This window comes from Vibrio sp. LaRot3, from assembly GCF_027587025.1.
GTDB lineage: Bacteria > Pseudomonadota > Gammaproteobacteria > Enterobacterales > Vibrionaceae > Vibrio.
Genome location: NZ_JAPPTI010000002.1, coordinates 333,362 through 353,366 on the forward strand (window position 1 = coordinate 333,362; position 20,005 = coordinate 353,366).

General features: G+C 43.7%; 24 protein-coding genes. 10 read left to right on the plus strand and 14 right to left on the minus strand.

The window, feature by feature from the left end; all coding sequences use genetic code 11:
* Positions 1-75 precede the first annotated feature (75 nt).
* Positions 76-735, plus strand: a complete 660-nt coding sequence (locus OH461_RS08220; protein WP_270020151.1) for a PilZ domain-containing protein — start codon at positions 76-78, stop codon at positions 733-735.
* On the opposite strand, the gene luxQ is transcribed toward OH461_RS08220, so the two are convergent.
* From luxQ to OH461_RS08245, 5 genes are all read right to left on the minus strand, one after another.
* Entirely contained in the window at positions 722-3,286 is a 2,565-nt protein-coding gene (gene luxQ / locus OH461_RS08225) for a quorum-sensing autoinducer 2 sensor kinase/phosphatase LuxQ (protein WP_270020152.1), read from the minus strand. The genes OH461_RS08220 and luxQ overlap by 14 nt on opposite strands.
* Positions 3,286-4,386: an autoinducer 2-binding periplasmic protein LuxP gene (locus OH461_RS08230; RefSeq protein ID WP_270020153.1), complete on the minus strand. Its 1,101-nt coding sequence runs from the start codon at positions 4,384-4,386 to the stop codon at positions 3,286-3,288. The genes luxQ and OH461_RS08230 overlap by 1 nt, the downstream gene beginning before the upstream one ends.
* Before the next feature lie 180 nt (positions 4,387-4,566).
* Positions 4,567-4,860, minus strand: a complete 294-nt coding sequence (locus OH461_RS08235; RefSeq protein ID WP_270020154.1) for a GIY-YIG nuclease family protein — start codon at positions 4,858-4,860, stop codon at positions 4,567-4,569.
* The gene (locus OH461_RS08240) at positions 4,853-5,506 is read right to left on the minus strand and encodes a YceH family protein (protein ID WP_270020155.1); all 654 of its coding nucleotides are present in this window, start codon (positions 5,504-5,506) and stop codon (positions 4,853-4,855) included. Before OH461_RS08240 ends, OH461_RS08235 begins: the two co-directional genes overlap by 8 nt.
* Positions 5,507-5,559: 53 nt before the next feature.
* On the minus strand, positions 5,560-5,754 hold the full coding sequence (locus OH461_RS08245) for a hypothetical protein (RefSeq protein ID WP_270020156.1): 195 nt from the start codon (positions 5,752-5,754) through the stop codon (positions 5,560-5,562).
* A 188-nt stretch (positions 5,755-5,942) separates the two neighbouring features.
* Here OH461_RS08245 and OH461_RS08250 point away from each other — a divergent pair, with 188 nt between their 5' ends.
* The 3 genes from OH461_RS08250 (at position 5,943) to OH461_RS08260 (ending at position 7,178) form a co-directional block, all read left to right on the plus strand.
* A complete protein-coding gene (locus tag OH461_RS08250; protein ID WP_260261903.1) occupies positions 5,943-6,263 on the plus strand; it encodes a DUF496 family protein in 321 nt (106 codons plus the stop codon).
* 291 nt (positions 6,264-6,554) lie between these two features.
* Entirely contained in the window at positions 6,555-6,806 is a 252-nt protein-coding gene (locus tag OH461_RS08255; RefSeq protein WP_270020157.1) for a YgjV family protein, read from the plus strand.
* A gap of 198 nt (positions 6,807-7,004) precedes the next feature.
* Entirely contained in the window at positions 7,005-7,178 is a 174-nt protein-coding gene (locus OH461_RS08260; protein WP_270020158.1) for a hypothetical protein, read from the plus strand.
* Between the two features lie 143 nt (positions 7,179-7,321).
* Here OH461_RS08260 and OH461_RS08265 read toward each other — a convergent pair whose 3' ends face one another.
* Positions 7,322-7,933 carry an OmpA family protein gene (locus OH461_RS08265; protein ID WP_270020159.1) on the minus strand — a complete coding sequence of 204 codons (612 nt, stop codon included), beginning with the start codon at positions 7,931-7,933 and terminating at the stop codon, positions 7,322-7,324.
* Between the two features lie 215 nt (positions 7,934-8,148).
* Between OH461_RS08265 and OH461_RS08270 the strand changes: the two genes are divergently transcribed.
* Positions 8,149-8,769, plus strand: coding sequence for a thiol:disulfide interchange protein DsbA/DsbL (locus OH461_RS08270; RefSeq protein ID WP_270020160.1), 621 nt, complete (start codon positions 8,149-8,151; stop codon positions 8,767-8,769).
* A gap of 17 nt (positions 8,770-8,786) precedes the next feature.
* Complete coding sequence (locus OH461_RS08275; RefSeq protein ID WP_270020161.1) at positions 8,787-9,260, plus strand: FKBP-type peptidyl-prolyl cis-trans isomerase; 474 nt, start codon at positions 8,787-8,789, stop codon at positions 9,258-9,260.
* Between the two features lie 103 nt (positions 9,261-9,363).
* Here OH461_RS08275 and OH461_RS08280 read toward each other — a convergent pair whose 3' ends face one another.
* The 3 genes from OH461_RS08280 to OH461_RS08290 all read right to left on the minus strand — a co-directional run bounded on the left by OH461_RS08280 (position 9,364) and on the right by OH461_RS08290 (position 11,847).
* Positions 9,364-9,966 (minus strand): ATP-dependent zinc protease family protein, encoded by a 603-nt coding sequence (locus OH461_RS08280; protein WP_270020162.1) that lies wholly within the window; start codon positions 9,964-9,966, stop codon positions 9,364-9,366.
* 65 nt (positions 9,967-10,031) lie between these two features.
* On the minus strand, positions 10,032-11,213 hold the full coding sequence (locus OH461_RS08285; protein WP_270020163.1) for an amino acid aminotransferase: 1,182 nt from the start codon (positions 11,211-11,213) through the stop codon (positions 10,032-10,034).
* 277 nt (positions 11,214-11,490) lie between these two features.
* A complete protein-coding gene (locus tag OH461_RS08290; RefSeq protein WP_270020164.1) occupies positions 11,491-11,847 on the minus strand; it encodes a hypothetical protein in 357 nt (118 codons plus the stop codon).
* A 258-nt stretch (positions 11,848-12,105) separates the two neighbouring features.
* Between OH461_RS08290 and OH461_RS08295 the strand changes: the two genes are divergently transcribed.
* Entirely contained in the window at positions 12,106-12,537 is a 432-nt protein-coding gene (locus OH461_RS08295) for an N-acetyltransferase (RefSeq protein WP_270020165.1), read from the plus strand.
* Complete coding sequence (locus OH461_RS08300) at positions 12,534-13,052, plus strand: phosphoribosyltransferase (protein ID WP_270020166.1); 519 nt, start codon at positions 12,534-12,536, stop codon at positions 13,050-13,052. The genes OH461_RS08295 and OH461_RS08300 overlap by 4 nt, the downstream gene beginning before the upstream one ends.
* A gap of 100 nt (positions 13,053-13,152) precedes the next feature.
* Here the strand turns inward: OH461_RS08300 and nrdG are convergent, their stop codons facing one another.
* Both nrdG and nrdD read right to left on the minus strand, forming a co-directional pair.
* Positions 13,153-13,617, minus strand: coding sequence for an anaerobic ribonucleoside-triphosphate reductase-activating protein (gene nrdG, locus OH461_RS08305; RefSeq protein ID WP_270020167.1), 465 nt, complete (start codon positions 13,615-13,617; stop codon positions 13,153-13,155).
* 84 nt (positions 13,618-13,701) lie between these two features.
* The gene (gene nrdD, locus OH461_RS08310) at positions 13,702-15,822 is read right to left on the minus strand and encodes an anaerobic ribonucleoside-triphosphate reductase (protein ID WP_270020168.1); all 2,121 of its coding nucleotides are present in this window, start codon (positions 15,820-15,822) and stop codon (positions 13,702-13,704) included.
* 294 nt (positions 15,823-16,116) lie between these two features.
* On the opposite strand from nrdD, the gene OH461_RS08315 reads away from it, so the two are divergent.
* On the plus strand, positions 16,117-17,007 hold the full coding sequence (locus tag OH461_RS08315) for an endonuclease/exonuclease/phosphatase family protein (protein WP_270020169.1): 891 nt from the start codon (positions 16,117-16,119) through the stop codon (positions 17,005-17,007).
* Here OH461_RS08315 and OH461_RS08320 read toward each other — a convergent pair.
* The 3 genes from OH461_RS08320 to OH461_RS08330 are packed head-to-tail and all read right to left on the minus strand — an operon-like array spanning position 16,988 to position 18,159.
* Complete coding sequence (locus tag OH461_RS08320) at positions 16,988-17,437, minus strand: YeeE/YedE family protein (RefSeq protein ID WP_270020170.1); 450 nt, start codon at positions 17,435-17,437, stop codon at positions 16,988-16,990. The two genes, OH461_RS08315 and OH461_RS08320, sit on opposite strands and share 20 nt — an antisense overlap.
* A gap of 9 nt (positions 17,438-17,446) precedes the next feature.
* Entirely contained in the window at positions 17,447-17,851 is a 405-nt protein-coding gene (locus OH461_RS08325; protein ID WP_270020171.1) for a YeeE/YedE family protein, read from the minus strand.
* Positions 17,851-18,159, minus strand: coding sequence for an ArsR/SmtB family transcription factor (locus OH461_RS08330; protein WP_270020172.1), 309 nt, complete (start codon positions 18,157-18,159; stop codon positions 17,851-17,853). Before OH461_RS08330 ends, OH461_RS08325 begins: the two co-directional genes overlap by 1 nt.
* Before the next feature lie 176 nt (positions 18,160-18,335).
* Between OH461_RS08330 and OH461_RS08335 the strand changes: the two genes are divergently transcribed.
* Positions 18,336-19,988 carry an FAD-dependent oxidoreductase gene (locus OH461_RS08335; RefSeq protein WP_270020173.1) on the plus strand — a complete coding sequence of 551 codons (1,653 nt, stop codon included), beginning with the start codon at positions 18,336-18,338 and terminating at the stop codon, positions 19,986-19,988.
* Positions 19,989-20,005 lie beyond the last annotated feature (17 nt).

Below are 20,005 nucleotides of genomic sequence, written 5' to 3' on the forward strand. Positions count from 1 at the left end.
CATTGATTGCAAACCATTCTATTAATTGAGTTTAATCGTATAGTTATTGTTCTGTATTATTAGCCAGTTTTGATTATGCCCAATTCACATGTCGAGCACCTTCTACCTTTGCTCTCTGCCGGACTCAAATTGTCAGTTTCGCTACAATTTGGCCCTCAAGACACTTACGCTTTTAACTCTGAATATGTCGGTTGTAAGGTTGACCGATTTCTTCTGATCGATTTGCCGAAGAAGGTTCAAGAAGCCTTAGTGATGCGCCAGTTAGCGAACGTCACAATTGTTGTTCGAGCGATTACCCAATCAAAACTTGGCCATATCATCGCCTTTAAGACCTCGGTATTGTCGATAGTTAATCACCCTACGAACCTAATGCTACTGCGCATTCCGTCCCACTTCGCGTCAAAACCCATTCGTCATCATGAGCGTTACCCAATGGATATGCCGATTACCGTGGTGTCTAACACCGTGTCCTACAGTGCGACCATGCTCGATTTCTCTATTAACGGCTGCGCGATATTCATCAATGGTGAAAATGCTCTCGAAAACGACAGTGTGATCGAAATTGATTCGGAATTTAACTCGTTTTTCGCTGAAGAAATGCAACTTACTATCGTAAGTATTGAAAAACGGCGCGCAGGGCATAAATTCGGTATTAAATTCAGCCATGAGATTGAAATGAATACCGAATTAAAACAAGCCTTGCTTGAAAAAGCCTTCCTTGCTACTCCGCTTTAGCGGGCAAATAGAAGTTTTGCTTATAGTGAATGAACGCTTGATTAAGGGCGATTTCCTTAATCGGTTTGATGATGACGTAATCTGCACCCACGGTTAGGAACGAACGCTTAGTATCTTGCATACCATCTGCGGTACAGGCATAGATAGGTACATTCATCGCCAGATCGTGGCGGATGATTTTCGTGGTCTCAATACCGCCCAAATTAGGCAATTGGTTATCCATTAAAATCAAATCGACATTCGGGTTATCTTTTAAGTGTTCAATGGCGTTATAGCCATCCGTTACCCAAGTCACCTTCATGCCGTATTTCTCACAGAATGCCCGCGCAATAAAGGCATTGGTATGATTATCCTCAACCAATAGTACGTTCAGGTCGCGATCAAACATGGTTTCAGGGCTTTCAAGCAACTCACCTGAGGTAAGTTCTGCTGCGTTCTCCACCACTTCTAATGGCAAGATAACCACGAACCGAGAGCCTTTGCCTATCTCACTGGACACCTGAATGGAACCATCAAGCAGTTCAACAAGGTTATAAACAATCGCAAGCCCTAAACCACTGCCGCCATATTCTCGCGTTGTCGTTGCCTCGGCCTGAACGAATGGGTCAAAGATATGTGCCAAACGTTGTTTGTCTATACCAATACCAGTGTCTTCAATTAAGATCTCTAACTGCGGTACTTCTTGCTTTCTGTCTAATATCAATTCGACTCGAACATGGCCCTGATGCGTAAACTTGACCGCGTTACTGACCAAATTAAACAACACTTGGTTTAAGCGAACTTGATCGCTTGCCCCTACTAGGTCGGACGGTATGTTACTGTACACTTCCAACTCAATATTCTTGTCATGACAAAGTGGGCGATAGATCTTTTCAACCGCACTCAGTAGCTCTTGTAACCTAAACTCAGAGTGTTGAATATGGAACTTACCCTGCTCTATCTTCGAGAAATCGAGAATATCGTTTAATACCGCCAACAAATGTTCGCCGCTGTTCACTAATACTTCAACGTGTTCGATATCATTTGAGTCACTCAGTTTACCTTTGAGTAACTGAGATACGCCCAAAATACCATTTAGCGGTGTGCGCAATTCATGACTCATTTTCGCTAAGAAGTCCGCTCGAGCACGCGCCGACTCTTCCGCTTCCAGACGTGCCATTTGGCTTTGCTTCTCTGCTTCTACGAAGCTGGTTACATCTTGGCCTTGAGCAATCACATAACGGGTCGTGTTATCAATTACGATTGGCGATAAATTCCAACGATAGGTGTTATCGCCAATGGTTAAGTTGATGCCGGTTAATGCCGCACCATGAGCGCACATACGAATCTGTGGCATGAGTTTATCGAGCAAAAACTGATAATTGTCTTGATGAGGGTCATCACTGCGAAAACTGCGTTCAGCCGCAGGGTTCATTCGTAATAGGCTGCCTGACGTATCCCATAGTGTGATTGGCGAGATTGAGAAGTTAAACAGATCCGCAAACTGTTTCTCTTGTTCACTCAAACGCTTGAATGAACGCTGGAATGATTGACCGATTTTATTAAACTCAGCGATACTTGAACCATCAAAAGGCTCTACGCGCTGAGCTTCAACACTTTGCTCGGTATAAAGCATCAGGTTTTGTAGCTCTTTTGATACACGTTGGCTTAACCAGTAACGACTGTACAAGGCAATAATCAAAATGGAAATGATAGCCACCGCGACCCAAGCATAATGGCCACGCATCATTAATGCGATGTGGGAGTTATTCTGAATGGTATAAACAGACAAAAACGTCGCAACGCCATTAATGGTCAAATCGGTGCGCGACACCATGTATTTGTTAGCATTAAGCTGTGGTGAATATTGTTCCAACCATTCAATGTGACGTTTGGAATCTTTAATACTGGTGGCAATCACTTCAGAGCCGACCGAAAGCGCAATGTCATCCACATTACTGCCTTTAAGCAAGGCACGAGTTAACGCGAAATTATCGTTAAGCACCAAACCAGCAAATACATCCCCGAGTACTTCGCCATTTTGCATCGACACCAATGAAGTGCGTCGTACCAATAAATAACGCGTCCCCATACTTGATGGCGTTTGAGACAAATACCACTCATTACCCGTGACCATATCGGTTGAGATGTGCATCAACTGCTCATCTTTAATTCCATAAAACTGGTTGTTACCATCGGCCCACAGCAAATGGCCACTGCGGCTAATAAAACGAAAGTCTGGGGAAATATCCGTATCAATTTGATCAACTGCGAGAAAGAAGTGATCAATGTCTGTCGTTTTACGCTCACGAATAGCGTCCGCCAGCATAATGCTACGGCTGTAACTGTCTTGTAGAAGCTCTATCGACTCTAATCGAAAGTTAAAGATTTCCTGCACTAAACTTGAGGTTTGCTGCTTGGAGCGGGCAACCTCCTGCGTAACGACTTGACGGTTTACTTGGTAGTTTTGCAGCAGCACGACCACCGTCAGTACACTGATGGTCAAGAATATCGAATGTGTAAAGAGCCTAGCTAATCGATAGTTTCCGCTAGACCTTTTCCAGAACGCCATCAATTATCTGAGTACCTAAATGCACGCTGCTTAAGTTGATCGACTTTTTGTTGTGAATCCTGTGCTGAAACCAACTCAAGATCGCCGGAATACACTTGAGGAACTGGCTCTCCTTGCAGGTCTAACTTGATCGCTTCTGCCATTGCGATGCCAGTATCATCGTTCATTCGCATGACCGTAACGTCGAGTTCTCCTTGTTCAATCGCGGTTAACTCTGCCGTTCCTCCACCCCATCCGTTGATCATGATGTCGCCACGACCAATGCTTTCTAGAGCATCCGCAGCGCCCAACGCAACGTCGGTTGAGCAAGCATAAATAAACGAAATGTTAGGGTTTTGCTTCACCGCATTTAGCGCTGATTGATAACCAGATTCACGCGTAGCTTTGGTGTAGTAAGAGGAAGATAATTTGAAATTGCTGTTTCGATGCATTTCCTCGATAAACGTATCGCCACGAGCATCACTCACATAACCTTCAGAGAAATAAAGGACCGAGTAGTCCCCTTTTTTATCCAACGACTCTTGGTAGTATTTGGCAAGCTCGCGCGCCCCTGTCATGTGATCAAACCCAACATACATAAATGGTTGTTGATCTGTCCAAGCGCGCACTGGTGTGGTGATGTTTTGTAAGATCAGTTTAGTGTCTGTCGAACTGAGAACATGCTCAATAAACTTTCTGTGACGAGTGGTGTCTAGGGTAAAGATAAGATAATCAGCGCGGTTTTGAACCGCTTCCAGCAAAGATAAGCTTTGCTGACGTGCATCAACGTTTGGACGGGTGAAAACTTGGTTTAAGCTGTATTGAATGCCTAGCTTTTCCATCCTCGTTTCAAAGGCTTTAATGTTCCGAACCCAATAGTCTGAAACTTGCTGACCGGGATAAACCACTGAAATATTGATCGGTTTCTGCTGATTTGCCCGCAGTGGTACTGGCTGTTGTCTAACAGACTCAGCCAACTGTTGAGTGAGTTGTCTTTGTACTGCGTTTTCTTGCAAATATTCGTCGTATTGCCAGTAACCATTTAGCACTTGCGTCGTTTGCGCGAATGCTGACGCGCATACAACCGACGACAATAGGGTTACAACCGCCGTTTTATACATAACCGTTCTCTTTTTTGCCTAGCGTTACGAAGCGTTGTTCGTTTTATAGTTAGTTGCGTTTATTCGTTGTATTTGGCGTCGCTGCTTATCTAACCATATCTCTTTGGTTTGGCAGTTAATTTACGCCCCCTTTAAAAAAGGGTAATACATTTTCGCATATCCGTTGCGGTTTTATTGCTGTTATGACTTTTCGAGCACAGCATCAAGGCTCATCTTACCAATGATCAGCGCTTCTTTTTGTTGTTTCGATATTTTTTTCAATTGATATTCGATTTTTGAGGCGCTGCTACGAGATTCCCCAGCAGGATGAGACCAAACCAACTCAAGCGGCCCCTTACCCTTTAACGCTTTTGCTCCAGTGCCATTGCAATGTTGTTGAAAGCGACGGTCTACATCCGTTGTTATACCGCAATAAAGAGCATTAGAGCGTGTACGAACATAGTACACGCTCCACTGTTTTACCGAATCAACCATTAAGCTGTTCGACGATGGCACGCAATTCAGCCACCTCGGCTTTTAGTGCCGAAAGTTCTTCTTCTAACTGTTCGATACGCGAGGAGTTGGCTACTGGCGCAACATGAGCTGCGGATTGTAGCGCCTCCATGTCCACTTCACCACTGAATAGATGTTGATAGCGAGATTCACGTTTACCCGCTTCGCGAGGTAACTTCACCACAAGCGCGCCTTCCGATCGCGCGGCCATGTTTTCTAGTACCGCCTCGACTTCTTTTACATCAGTGAAGGCTGCGAGTCGGTTAGTACGAGTTCTCAGTTCACCCGGCGTTTGTGCACCGCGTAATAATAAGCAACATACAATGCCTTTTTCTTGTTCGGTCAGTTTTAAATCACCAAACTCGGTATTGCAGAAACGGTGTTGGAACTTGTTAGCACGGCTGTTAAAGCCACTTTCATCGCTAACTAGACGGCGGGCGATAAGAGAATCAACGGCTTGTTGAATTTCACTTTCATCTAATGATAAGACAGGTTCGCGATTGCTTTTTTGATTGCAGGCGGAGGTTAAGCTGTTGAGTGTCAGTGGGTAATAATCCGGTGTTGTCACTTCTTTTTCAATCAGACAACCTATCACACGCGCTTCAACGGGGTTAAGCTCAATATTCATCGCAATATCCTTATGTTTTCATTTTAGATTGAGCAGCAGAGTGAGTTCTTTGGTTAATGCTCAGAAAGTATCGGAACACGCTTCATGTTGCCATTCTCATCGATCATGACAATTTTAGTTCGATTTAACTCTACTTCGGTGATTTCTTGTTGCGTGCGCTCAAACTTATAAGCATCGCCAAGTTTTTCAGTTCGCAGATTGCTAACTTTATCTTCCGACTTAGGAATGATGATGTCTGAATGACGCATTGTTTACACTTCACTACTCATTTGGATAGCAAAATCATATATCGTTCCCTTCGTTGGCTCAATGACCTAACAATCTATCTGATGATAAATTCGTCAAGTTACCGTAATGATTGATCTTAATACTGTAAACGTGTGCGCTGTTGTGATTTAATCACTTACAGTTAACGTTAAAACTAGGAAAGGAACCTATGAGTGGTGTATTTGAAATCGTAGCTCAGGCACGTCGTAAGAATAAGTTAAAACGTGAACTTATTGATAACGAGAAAAAAGTTCGTGATAACCGTAAACGTGTAGACCTACTAGAAAACCTTCTAGACTACATCGAAACTGACATGAGCACTGACGAAATCGTTGGTATCATCAAAAACATGAAAGCTGACTACGAAGATCGCGTAGATGATCACATCATCAAGAGCGCTGAAATCTCTAAAGAGCGTCGTGACATCAGCCGTCGTATCCGCGAACTGACTGAAGAAGACAAGCAAGTTCTACAAGGTAAAAAGAAGTAATCTACCTGTAACAAAAAGCTTTGAATGTTTTTAAATATAAGCCTGCATTATCAAATGTAGGCTTTTTTTATTTTATTCGTTAACCGCATGAATGTATTTTTGTTGCGCAAATCGTTTGCGTAATCGCTAACCTTCACTTTACCTAGAATTTGGACTTTAATCACAGAATTATGACTGTTATATTTTGCAGCAGATAATTAAGACCACTCGAGGCACGGAGCTTCCTCAACTATCTCAAGACGAGAAGATTGGTACCGCAATCAAGCGGCATAAATTTAAGAGGGTCAAATAATGGAAATGAATGTGATTGAAATTCTAGGTTACGCAGCATCAATCATGGTTGCTATCTCACTAACTATGAAAGACATTGTAAAACTGCGTGTTCTTAACTTTATCGGTTGTACACTTTTCACTGCTTACGGTTTGATGATCGACGCGTGGCCAGTCGTTTTAACTAACGGTTTCATCGCATGTGTTAACGTCTACTTCTTAGCGAAAATGCAGCAAGAAAAAAAAACAGCTAAGGTAGAAACTACCGCTTAATCCTTTCAAAAGCCCTGAATATTTCAGGGCTTTTATCTATACATATGTCACAAAAGCAGTCATTCATCCCAAACCAATACCTATTTCGATTCGTTTTCTGATTTAGGACAAACCTTATTACCGACGCCAGTTTAGGCTAACGCCAATAGCCAAGGTCTTAAGACCCTATACCAACTTGCTGTAAATAAGGTTATCGTCATGAAACACTTCTTCCCTTCAAGCGTCATGCTGACTCCTTTTCTTGTCAAACGCTATCAGCGAGATGGCGACCAAACTATTGCCGACGATGCAAATGTAGACCACGCATCAAACGATATAGCAGATGCAAGTAAAGACGAACTGAGCGATGAATCGCGAGATAAGACAGATTGAACCTAGCGAAGCAAAATCATCATGCAACGACTTCAACTAGGGCAAGAACTACGCCGAACTATTTAGAGCGATAAATGGCAAAAAGCGAGAATCACCTATTGGTCATTCTCGCTCTTTTATTTTGGTGCACTTACGAATTGAGACTAATCCGTCGAGACAATAAACAGTACTTCTACGCGGCGATTACACGCTTTACCGTCACGAGTCGCATTGGTACATGCAGGCGCATATTCACCGTATCCACGAGTGAAAATCGCTTGCTGGCTGACCCTATTTTGCATTAACTGGCGTTTGACCGCGTCAGCGCGCTTTTCTGACAAGCTATCATTGAAGCCACTTGAACCAGTATTGTCCGCGTGTCCATCAATCACAATATCAATGCCCGGTTGAGTGGCGATATAACGGCCGAGCATATCTAGCCAGTATGCAGACTCGTTCGAAACCTGTGACGAGCCAGTATTAAACTTGATGGTATCCGTCAGCTTCACCATCATGTGATTTCCCGGCAGTACTTGATAGTTCAAGTTGTGCTTAGCCAGAAAACTCTCCAATGAACTTTGATCATCCGGCTTTTTTTCGCCATACGGCCCTTCTACGCCTGAGCTTTGAACGATCGTCGCCTTGCCCCACTCCGGGTATTTTACGTCGTAATCGCTCATCGGAGCCACATCAAGCATGTCGCTTGATAGCATATCCGTTGGGATCGTACCGCAACCAGTTAGGGTTAGTAGTAATGAAAGTGCAATTATTCTCATGGATTCACCGTAGGGTCGTATAGCGTGCAACTTCTATATCGTACCGTTGAATAATTTCTTTAGGTTTATCTACGAAAAACCCATTGCAGATGTGATCTCGACATTTCTATGACCCTAAGTTGTTAGATTTTGCTAATCTCTCTATATAAACCCCTGAGTTAACGGTAAAATCACCGTCAATTTTGATTCACATGTGTGATTAGAGAATACAAACTATGAAAAAGCTTCTAACCCTTCTAGCGCTTGGTGCAAGCATTGTTCTTGCTGGTTGTTCAGACAACTCGACTCCAGTTGAAGGTAAGCAGTACCAAGCTCTTCCTGCAAACCTTTCAACTTATCGTTTACCTCAAGTTACCGAGGTATTCTCACTAACTTGCGGTCACTGCCGTCAAATGGAAGGTGAACTAGGAAAAATTGAGCAGCTGACTAACCAAAAAATTGGCAAGCTGCACGTCACTTTCAACGAATCTGCGCAAATCAGTGCCATGATTTACTACAGCGCTGAAATGCAATTAGCAAAACAGCCTGATCACGACATGCTGGCGGATCTTTTCGCTGCAGTTCAAATGGGTGAAGGCGCGACTAATACCGAGCGTAAACAAGCCATTGATAAAGCGTTCGAAAGCCGTGGTCTAATTAGCCCTTATAACCTAAATGAAGAGCAGCAAACTCAGCTTTTCAAAGCCATTCACCTAGCGGATGAGATCTCAACTAAAGCTGAAATTAACGCAGTCCCAACCTTTATCGTTAATGGCAAATATCAGGTGATTACATCAGGACACCAAGATGTTGATGGCATCGCAAACACAATCAATTTCCTAATTAACCAACAATAATTCAACGGATAGCGTTCATGTCTAAGATTATTTTTCCTATTGTTATCTTCGTTTTGGCAGGCTTTTTCATCTACCGAACTTGGACAACACACAAAGCATCAGATGAAAACTTTCAACTTGGTCAGGCTTTCTTAGCTGAGAATGGTCAAAAAGAAGGTGTGATCACTACGGAAAGTGGCCTGCAATACCAAGTGTTGTCTAAAGGCGAAGGTACAGTTTCACCAACTGCGAGCAGCAAAGTAAAAGTGCACTACCACGGCACTTTGATTGACGGAACAGTATTTGATAGCTCGGTTGAGCGCGGTGAGCCAATTGAGTTCGGCGTTGGTCAAGTAATCAAAGGCTGGCAAGAAGGTTTAACCTACATGACAGAAGGCGACAAGTTCCGTTTGTTTATCCCAAGCCCACTCGCTTATGGCAAAAACGGCACTGGCCCTATTCCACCAGCTGCAACCCTTATCTTTGATGTTGAGCTTTTAGAAGTGAAATAACCCATCTGAGTATCAGATCACGTTAAACGTAAAAAGACCGCTTTCTCAAGCGGTCTTTTTGTTCGTTATTGTCCGAATGAAGCCAGTAAAAATGACAAACTCATTATTCTCGTTTGTCTTGAACATATTTTTTAGACACATCAACTAACGCAACATTATTAAAGAAGCTACGACCAAGTAACACAGGGAAAGTAAGGTGTGTACGGTCTGCCAGCGTAAATGCGGTTTTCTCTTTCACGTCACCAATTTGAATCCACGCCTGAACCACAGCACGTCTCTGTGTACCCTCTGCGCTAGACTGACGAATTTTCACCCAACGGTCTACTGGTAACGCCATTTCTTTACTTTTAATGTTGTCGTGTTCGATTTTGAATTTAACCCAATCTTTTCCATCTCGCTCAAATGGCACGATATCCGTTGCACTGATTGATGACGTAGTTGCACCAGTATCAATACGCGCTTTGAAACTCTCTTCAAGGCCGGGAATATATACCCACTCTTGCTCGCCAAGGATCAAGCGACCATCAGCAGTATGTTTCGCTTGTACCTCAATGACAGGTGGTGGCACAGGATGGATGGGGTGAGCAATCACGTCTGGCGATTCAACATCGCTGGAGGCAGTTTCAGCAGAAGGGTTAGTATTAGCACAGGCAGTTAAACCGCCACCAATTAGTAACGGAAGGAGAAGTTTCCACGGTTTATTCATTCAATCACCTAATCCAGTTCTGCCCAATAAAAAAGAGGCTCGTTTGAGCCTCTATCTTACTGAGCCTACGACACTTTGACTATTGCATCGGCCACATAAGGGATATCTTTTTCGGTCAGTCCCGCAATATTAATGCGACCATCCCCCACTCCGTAGATACCATATTCATCACGAAGTTTAGACATCTGCTCCGGGCTAAAGCCTAGCACCGTAAACATACCTTTGTGGCTTTCGATAAAGTTGAATTGTGAAGTATTGTGGCTATTTCTCAACTCATCACACAAACTCTTACGCAGGTTTAACAAACGCTGCTGCATTTCACTTAACTCTTGCTTCCATACGCTGGTTAGCTGTTGATCTTTTAAAATGGTTTTCACCAAAGCAGCGCCATGATCAGGTGGCATCGTGTAAGTAGAACGCGCCAATGTCAGGAGTTTGCCTTTAGCGTTATTGACGTGCTCTTCGCTTTGGCCCACAACAATTGCCGCACCGGTTCGCTCACGGTATAACCCAAAGTTCTTCGAGCACGAGATCGTGATCAGCATCTCTTCAACGTTGTTTGCCATAAAGCGCAAACCTTTTGCGTCTTCTTCAAGACCTTCACCAAAACCTTGGTAGGCAATATCAACGAAAGGCGTAAAACCATTCTTCTGCGCAAGCGAAGTAATTTGTTGCCAAGCGTCGAAGTTAATATCTGCACCAGTTGGATTATGACAACAGCCATGCAGAAGTACCACATCATCTTTGCCTGCGTGAGACAAATCCGCCAACATCTTTTCTTGATCGACTTGTTTAGTATCCGCACTAAAGTAAGAGTAATACTTCACTTTTAACCCTGCCTCTTCCATGACAGGCTTATGATTTACATAGCTTGGGTTAGAGATCCAAACGGTGGTATTTGGCTGGGCTATTTTCATTAAGTCACCCAACATGCGCAGTGCGCCACTTGCGCCGGGAGTCTGAATTGCCGCCACGCGATCCATCGCAGAAGTACCTGACAGCAACAAATCAATCATGGATTGGTTAAACTCTTCACAACCAGCCAATCCTACATAAGATTTGGTTTTTTGCGTCGCGACCACGATATCTTGTGCTTGAGAGACTGCACGCATAACAGGGGTTTCACCTGCGCTGTTTTTATACACACCAATGCCAAGGTCGACCTTTTCTGGTCGAGGATCATTTCGGTATGCTACAGAAAGAGAAAGAATAGGATCCAACGTTGGTGTTGGTAATTGAGAAAACATGAAAGTCACAGCCCTTTGAAATTCACTATTGATTGAAATTCAAAGTACCACTTGTTTATGCGGATTTCGACCATAAAAAACCGATAACACATGAATAATTATTGCTGAATAAGAATTTGGTTGGTTTTTTAAGCTAAATTGTTGTTACGAGGAGGCTCGTGAATTAAATGACTTAAACACAACTTTGGAAAAGCTGACTATCACCTTAGTTAGAAAAATAGGGTGACGGTATTTCTCCATAACCCTACTGCAGAGTTGCACTTAAAGCTCGAGGTTTTTAAACCGCAGCGAGCTTCTTGTTAGCCTGTTTCTTTTTCCACATCACATGGACGATAGTCAAAATGATAGCAGCCACGACTTGTGCACCAATGAAAACCACAGCCATACCTGCTAGAAGTTGAGAGCCCAGACCCACGCTTTCTATCTCAGCTGCGCCTGCAACAACCATTAACGAAGGAGAAAGAAGAACCACGTTAAGAATGTTGAGTACGATAGCGACGATTGCAAATGTTAGCCCTTCTCCAGCTGCAAATGCGGCTAATAAAGCGCAGATTAGAGTAAGGTACGGGCCTACTACCGGCACAAAAATTGAAACAATCGCAAGTATCATCGCGACAATACCAAGTGCTTTCATCAAAACTCCTAAATTTTGTATATTTGTCAATGGCTTTAGGTTTTTAAGCCGAGTACAAATAATATAAACTAAATTATTACTTATTCAATCAATGAATGATTCAACACGGCTATGTAACTAAGCATCACTCACCACCTGACTCTGCACTATTGTTTAATGTGGGCTCAGCCTTAACTTGCCGTAAATGTTCAATACTTGTTTAACTCAAGCAGCCATAATCGCGGTTATAGTGAGTCGCATCCAACCATGAAGCAATCAATGATCAGACAATATACACCCGCAGATATCGACCAAATCCTAGATATTTGGTTAGAAGCGTCAATTAAAGCACATGACTTTGTCGCACCAGAATTTTGGCAATCACAAGTTGCGAATATGCGTGAAATTTACATTCCCGCGTCTAATACTTATGTCTTCGAGAAAGATTCAAACGTAATCGGTTTCTACTCGTTATACGAAAATCAGCTAGCAGCGATGTTCGTATCTCCCCTCTATCAAGGGCAAGGGATGGGTAAAGAATTGATGGCCCATGCTAAAGGACAATGTGCAGAATTGACTTTAAACGTTTACAAAGATAATCAAGCTGCTTACAAGTTTTATCTGTCGCGAGGTTTTACCATCGACAATCAGCACGTTTGTGAGCATACAGGTTGCGCAGCGTACAGCATGTTTATTAGGAGAAATAGATGAAATCTCAACATATTGGTGAATTGGTCTTAAGTGAACAGAAAATTCAAGAAGGCGTTGAAGCAGTGGCTGAAAAGCTCAACCGTCAATTCAGTGATGCTGTGGTCGTGACCGTTGTTCCAGGTGGTATCTTGTTTACTGCTGACTTAGTGCGAAAATTGAAGTTCGACATCAAGATGGACTACATTTCTTGCCCTCACACGCCCGGCGACAGCAACAATCAATCGACAATTAGATTCCATGAAAATATCTCATTAGATGGCCAAGATGTCATTATGATTGACGATGCGATTGAGTCGGGTGGAACAATGAAAAGATTAGTAGCTCACATCCAAGAGCACTATGACGTAAAGTCATTGTCCATTGCGACGCTGTTCGTTAAACCGAATCGAGTGGATATTCCCGTACCTCAGTATTACGCCTACACAATGGAAAATGACGATTTGCTCGTTGGTTATGGTCTACCTTGGCAAGATAAGTTAAGAAACATCCCTTACGTATCAAAACTAGTCAAATAGAAATAGAGTCAGTGCGTTGCGCTGGCTCTATGTGTTCTACTAGCGGCGTTCTTATTAGACTCAGTCTCTTAACGCTCATCCCGCCGATAACACGGCAAATCTATTTAAAACGGTAGATCACTTGGTTCGAGCTACCTCGCCACTCCAAGTTAAGATCTTTTTTGTCTTGCTCAAACTTTCCGTCAACCAATACGTCGATATAGTCGACAATTTCGCGTTGCTCTGGTGTGAGTTCAGCTAAGGTGTAGCCCGTCCACATCCAAATATCTTTCCCTTCGCACTCTGCTTTAACACGTTTGACGATACGAAGAATACCTTCAAGATTCGCTGGGTGCAGTGGGTCACCGCCCGATAGCGACAAGCCCTTTTTCTTGATACGGTCATCGTTCAAATCAGCAATCAGTTGGTCTTCCATTTGCTCAGTAAACAAATGGCCGGCATCGAGTTTCCATGTTTTCTTGTTATAGCAACCGCGGCATGCATGTACGCATCCCGAAACAAAGAGTGTTACACGAGTGCCGGGGCCGTTAACCACATCAACAGGATAGTATTGAAGATAATTCATAAGCTTAGAGTGCAAAACACCAGCCCGATACCGAGCTGGTGATAGTATTAAAGAGACATTCAGTGAACGGTTAAGCGCTTCTCATTAAAGGTGCTTAACGCGGCGTTTCACTTCTTCTTGTTTACCAAAGTTAAATGGTCGTGCATCTGGGCTGCCTAGGTAGCCACACACACGGCGCGTTACCGACACTTTGGTAGAGTCATGATTACCACAGCTTGGGCAAGTAAAGCCTTTGCTTGTACATTCGAACTCACCGGTGTAATCACACTCGTAACACTCATCAATTGGTGTGTTCGTACCGTAGTATGGTACTCGGGTATAACTGTAATCCCACACATTCTCTAACGCTTCAATGTTGCGCTGCATGTTAGGGAATTCTCCGTAACAGATAAAACCACCTGATGACACATGCGGGTAAGGCATTTCAAAGTCGATCTTATCGTATGGGTTTACTTTCTTCTCAACATCTAGGTGGAAGCTATTGGTGTAGTAACCTTTGTCTGTCACACCTTCAAGTACGCCGAATTCTTTAGTATCGATGCGGCAGAAGCGGCTACACAAGTTTTCACTTGGCGTGCCGTATAGGCTAAAGCCGTAACCTGTTTCTTCCGTCCATTGCTCTACTTGTTTCTTCAAGTATTCAACAATCGCAATGGCTTTTGCACGCAATTCACCGTTGTCATATACATGCTCATCACTGCCAAATAGCGCATTGATTGTTTCATGAATACCGATGTAACCCAATGAGATAGACGCACGGCCGTTCTTAAAGATTTCCGCAATTGAATCGTCAGCCTTCAGACGAACACCACATGCACCTTCCATATATAGGATTGGCGCTACGCGAGCACGCACATTTTCAAGACGAGAAATACGCGTCTCAAGTGCACGACGAGCGATATGCAGTTTTTCATCCAACAGTTTGTAGAACTCTTTCTCATCGCCTTTCGCACGAATCGCAATACGAGGTAGGTTCAAGCTTACTACGCCAAGGTTATTACGACCTTCGTGAATCAGCTCGCCATTTTCTTCGTAAGTATTTAGGAAACTACGACAGCCCATTGGTGTTTTGAACGAGCCCGTTACTTCAACCACTTTGTCGTAGTTAAGAATATCTGGGTACATACGCTTAGAGGCACACTCTAGCGCTAGCTTCTTAATATCGTAGTTTGGATCTTGCTCTTTGTGGTTCAAACCATCTTGGATAGCAAACACCAGTTTCGGGAATACCGCTGTTTTACGGTTTTTACCTAGACCTGCAATACGGTTCTTTAAGATAGATTGCTGAATCAGACGCGAAGCCCAAGACGTACCTAAGCCAAAGCCAAACGTTACAAATGGTGTTTGACCATTAGCGGTATGTAGCGTGTTTACTTCGTACTCTAGCGATTGGAATGCATCAAAACATTCTTTCTCAGTACGTGCAGTCGCAAACGCCTCTGGGTTGTGGATATCCCACTCTTTTGCAATTTCAAGATGCTTCTCAAAGCTTGCAAGTACGTATGGCTCTAGCACCTCGTCGATACGGTTGATGGTAGTACCGCCGTAGATATGGCTTGCTACTTGAGCAATGATTTGCGCGGTCACAGCAGTTGCAGTAGAAATTGATTTTGGTGTATCAATTTCAGCATTACCCATTTTAAAGCCATGTGTCAGCATGCCTTTTAAATCAATCAGCATGCAGTTAAACATTGGGAAGAATGGTGCGTAATCTAGATCGTGGTAATGCAGATCACCTTCTTCATGCGCTTGAACGATATCACGTGGCAAAATGTGTGTTTTCGCATAGTGTTTAGCCACGATACCAGCAAGTAGGTCACGCTGAGTTGGGATAACTTTACCGTCTTTGTTCGCGTTTTCGTTGATTAAATCAACGTTGCTTTCTTCGATAAGACCTTCAATTTCACGAGTAAGCGTACTTTGCTTCTCACGCGCAATATCGCGGTCATGACGGTATTCGATGTAGTTACGAGCCAATTCTTTATATGGCCCTTGCATCAACTCATCTTCTACTAGGGTTTGGATATGATTGATGTGAACTTCGTCGTGATCACTCAGTTTCAGCTCTACCGCTAATGCCACATTTAGGGCATAGATAGCGATTTCTTTATCTACGTGCTCTGATGCTGCTTCCACTGCTGCTTGAATACGATCCCTGCTGAACGGAGCCCGAGAGCCGTCACGCTTGATTACGATAGGTTTCACTTTTTCTCCTTACCCCTAGAATACTCACAGAGTTATCCACAAATACACTATATAGGGTTTATTATTGTTTGGCTGACACTATATGTTGTGGCGTATTAAACTCCAAAGCACTACCTAAAAGTATTGATTTCGATCAATAAAATTTAGCTCCAGTACAAGATCAAATCGATCTTGGCGGCACGGATCTCAGATACAAAGAAAACTATGAAAATTGAAAAAATTAGGCATTTAAACTTGATTTTTTGGGAGGGCTTGTAAGATAAAGGATAGACAAGTCTCACAGGAGTGACAGACATGAAATCGGTTATAAAACGTTCCATTCTTCTATATGTAGTGGTTTTGTGTTCACTACCAACACAAGCGCAACAATTGGTCAATTTGTCATCATGGAATATGGAATGGCTCGATTTACGCGGAAATGAACGTTTCGCTCCGTCGTTACGCAAAAGTGACGATTTTTACAAAATGTCGCACTATTTGGAGAGATCAAATCCGCTGATCCTTGCGTTCCAAGAGGTATCAAGTAAAGAAGCCATTTCTAAAGTCGTCGGCGATCAATACCATATCTATTTGTCGGACCGATCATTAACCAAGTTCAGCCATCTTCAGTTCGAAGATATTAACCAATACACTGGATTTGCCGTCGATAGATCTTTATCGGTTTCTGACCCTACCGACATTAACCTATTGAGCGCCAACCAAAGAAAGCTAAGATTCGCGTCTTACATCATCATTGAAACTGAGCAACCTCTTCATCTGCTCAATGTCCATTTAAAAGCAGGCTGTAGCGGCAAGTTCAAAACTAACCGCAACTGCAATACTTTACGACAACAAACCCAAGCCCTAAATAAGTGGATTAGTGAGCGAGAAGCGAATCAACAGAACTACGCTATCATTGGTGATTTCAATCATAACCTCGCCCACCCTAAAGATTGGATGTGGGAAATGCTCTCTGAGAGTACGTCAGCACGACTAGCAACCAGAGACACGAAAGCACAGTGCAAAGTAAAAAGCCGCAATGACCCAAACCGATTGCATCAGTTTAGGTCTTTGATCGACCACATAGTGATTAGCCAATCGCTAGAACTCAGCGCACCAAAGCAAACTGTGTTTGAGTCTAAAGATGTGCTCAACTATCAACTCAGCGATCACTGCCCGCTTAACGCTACACTTTACCTACCCTAAGCGGCAGCCATTTTGGCATAATCAAACCCAGCGACATCGCGGCGATAAATAGCCATATGTCGCTGTTGCCTAACGCAATACTCGCTATCGCGGGCCCCGGGCAAACACCTAACATGCCCCAACCTACGCCAAAGAGGCTAGCCCCGACAATCAATTTTGCATCAATGTCTGAGCGAGTCGGTACACTAATCTCGAACCCTGACACCGCACGAGGTCGAGACTTAATAAACAAGTGGTAACATGGCAAAAACACCAGAAGCGCTCCACCCATTACAAACATCAAGCTTGGGTCCCAACTTCCGCTGATATCTAAAAACCCGATGACTTTTTCAGGATTAGCCATACCTGAGAGCACCATTCCTGCGCCAAATAACGCCCCTGCGCCCAATGATGCGAGATAAAACCATAGAACTTTGATTGGTTGTTTCATGACGTTACCTTACTTAGCTATCCAAACCGTCAGTATTGCCATGGCCATAAATGTCACAGTGGCAACAATAGAACGACCTGATAGGCGTCCGATTCCGCAGATACCATGACCACTTGTACATCCATTAGCGAGCGATGTGCCAACGCCAACCAATAATCCAGCCACCACTACCATACCGCGATTGCTCGATAGCTCCGCTGGCAAATTAAAATCAACTAGCCAACTCACGAATACGCCACCTATGACCATCGCGATAAGGAAAACCCATCGCCACGCAACGTCGCCTTTCACTGGAAGCAACGTTCCGCGTAATATGCCGCTGATTCCCGCCACTTTACCGGAAACAAGCATCAGCAAAGTGGCCGAAACGCCCAGTAACATGCCGCCCGTAAGTGACATCCAGTATTCACTCATTACGATTCCTCTTCTTGCTGACAAAAGATCGCATGTAAGCTGCCAATTAACGGCTCGACTCTCTCATCCGCTAATGAGTAGTAAACCTGCTGAGAAACTTTGCGAGGTTTAATCATTCCATGCTTTCTCAAGACTGTGAGATGTTGCGAAAACGCCGATTGGGTTAATGCAGAGTTAGCCTGAAGTTCACCCACACCTACCTCACCTTGTGTTAACTGGCACAACACCATTAAACGCTCTGGATGAGCGATCACTTTTAGCCAATCAGATGCCGCGGTGGCATCATGCTTAAACTGCTCAATGTCCATCTATAGCTACCATTTCGTTGAACGCTATTTAAACAATAACGTCACACCAAAATATTAGTCAAGTCTAAATTAGCAATTTAACATTTAGATGAAATAACATTAGACATTACTAAAATACAAACTTATAGTAATAGCCATTGTTCAAATATTAGCCCGACGTTTGTTTAGGAATAGCAATGACTAAGATTGTAATTATCGGTGGTGTTGCCGGTGGTGCTTCTGCAGCGGCACGCGCAAGACGCCTGAGTGAAGATGCTCAAATCATTATGTTTGAAAGAGGCGAATTTGTTTCCTTCGCCAACTGCGGATTGCCTTATCATATCGGCGGCGACATACAAGATCGCAGCAAGCTGCTATTGCAAACCCCTGAAAGCTTCTTAGCACGCTTTAATGTCGATGTTCGAGTGATGAATGAAGTGGTGAGCATTAACCGCCAAAGCAAAACCGTCACCGTTAAAAACCTGCTTGATGGTCATGAATATCAAGAGAGTTACGATTTCTTACTGCTTAGCCCGGGCGCTGCCCCTATTGTTCCGAATATTCAGGGCATAGACAATCCGTTGACTCATTCGCTGCGTAACATTCCTGATATGGACCGCATCATCGCCACGATTGAACGTAAACAAATAAAGCATGCCACCGTTGTTGGTGGTGGTTTTATCGGCCTTGAAATGATGGAAGCGTTCCACCAGTTAGGCATACAAACCACATTAGTTGAAATGGCAAACCAAGTCATGACGCCCGTTGATAAAGAAATGGCAGGATTTGTTCATGATGAAATCCGCAATAAAGGCGTCGACCTTAAGCTCGGCGTAGCATTAGAAGCCGTCAAATACCACGTATCAGAACAACACCTTACTTTAACGCTTAACAATGGCGACACTGTCAAAACAGATATCCTAATCATGGCTATTGGCGTTCGTCCCGAGACAACTCTTGCGCAAGAAGCCGGCCTTCAACTTGGTGAACTAGGTGGGATCTACACCAATCAACATCTACAAACGAGCGATCCGTCGATCTATGCCGTAGGTGATGCCATTGAAGAAATGGATTTTGCCACTGGCGAACAAACGCTTGTGCCATTAGCTGGGCCTGCTAACCGTCAAGGCCGGATGGCAGCAGATAATATGCTTGGCCGCAGTGAAACCTATCAAGGTACACAAGGCACTGCCATTTGTAAGGTGTTTGACTTAGCCATCGCGTCAACAGGTAAGAACGAGAAGCAACTTAAAGCTTCAAGCACACACTACCAGAAGGTTTATGTGCACACAGCTAGCCATGCCAGTTATTATCCAGGCGCAGAAACTGTGTCATTTAAGATGTTATTTGACCCAACCTCTGGGAAAATCTTCGGAGCGCAAGCGGTCGGTAAAGATGGGATCGATAAACGAATCGACGTTATGGCAGTAGCACAACGCGCCGGTATGACGGTCGATCAGCTGCAACATTTAGAGCTAACTTATGCCCCACCGTTTGGCAGTGCCAAAGATGTAATCAATCAAGCCGCGTTTGTCGCGAACAACATCATTAAAGGTGATGCAACCCCGATTCATTATGATGAAATAGAATCGCTCACTGACAATCAAATTTTACTCGATGTCCGCAACCCAAGTGAGCGCAGCAACGGTAACTTCATTCAAGGTGATATCAATATCCCTGTGGATGAGCTTCGGGATCGAATGCATGAGTTACCAAAAGACAAAGAAATCATCATATATTGCCAAGTTGGGTTACGTGGTAACGTTGCTTATCGACAACTCATTAACCGCGGCTACAAGGCCAGAAATCTAATTGGTGGTTACCGCACCTACCTCTTTGCGCAGAAGTAATCGCAATTACAAAAGTA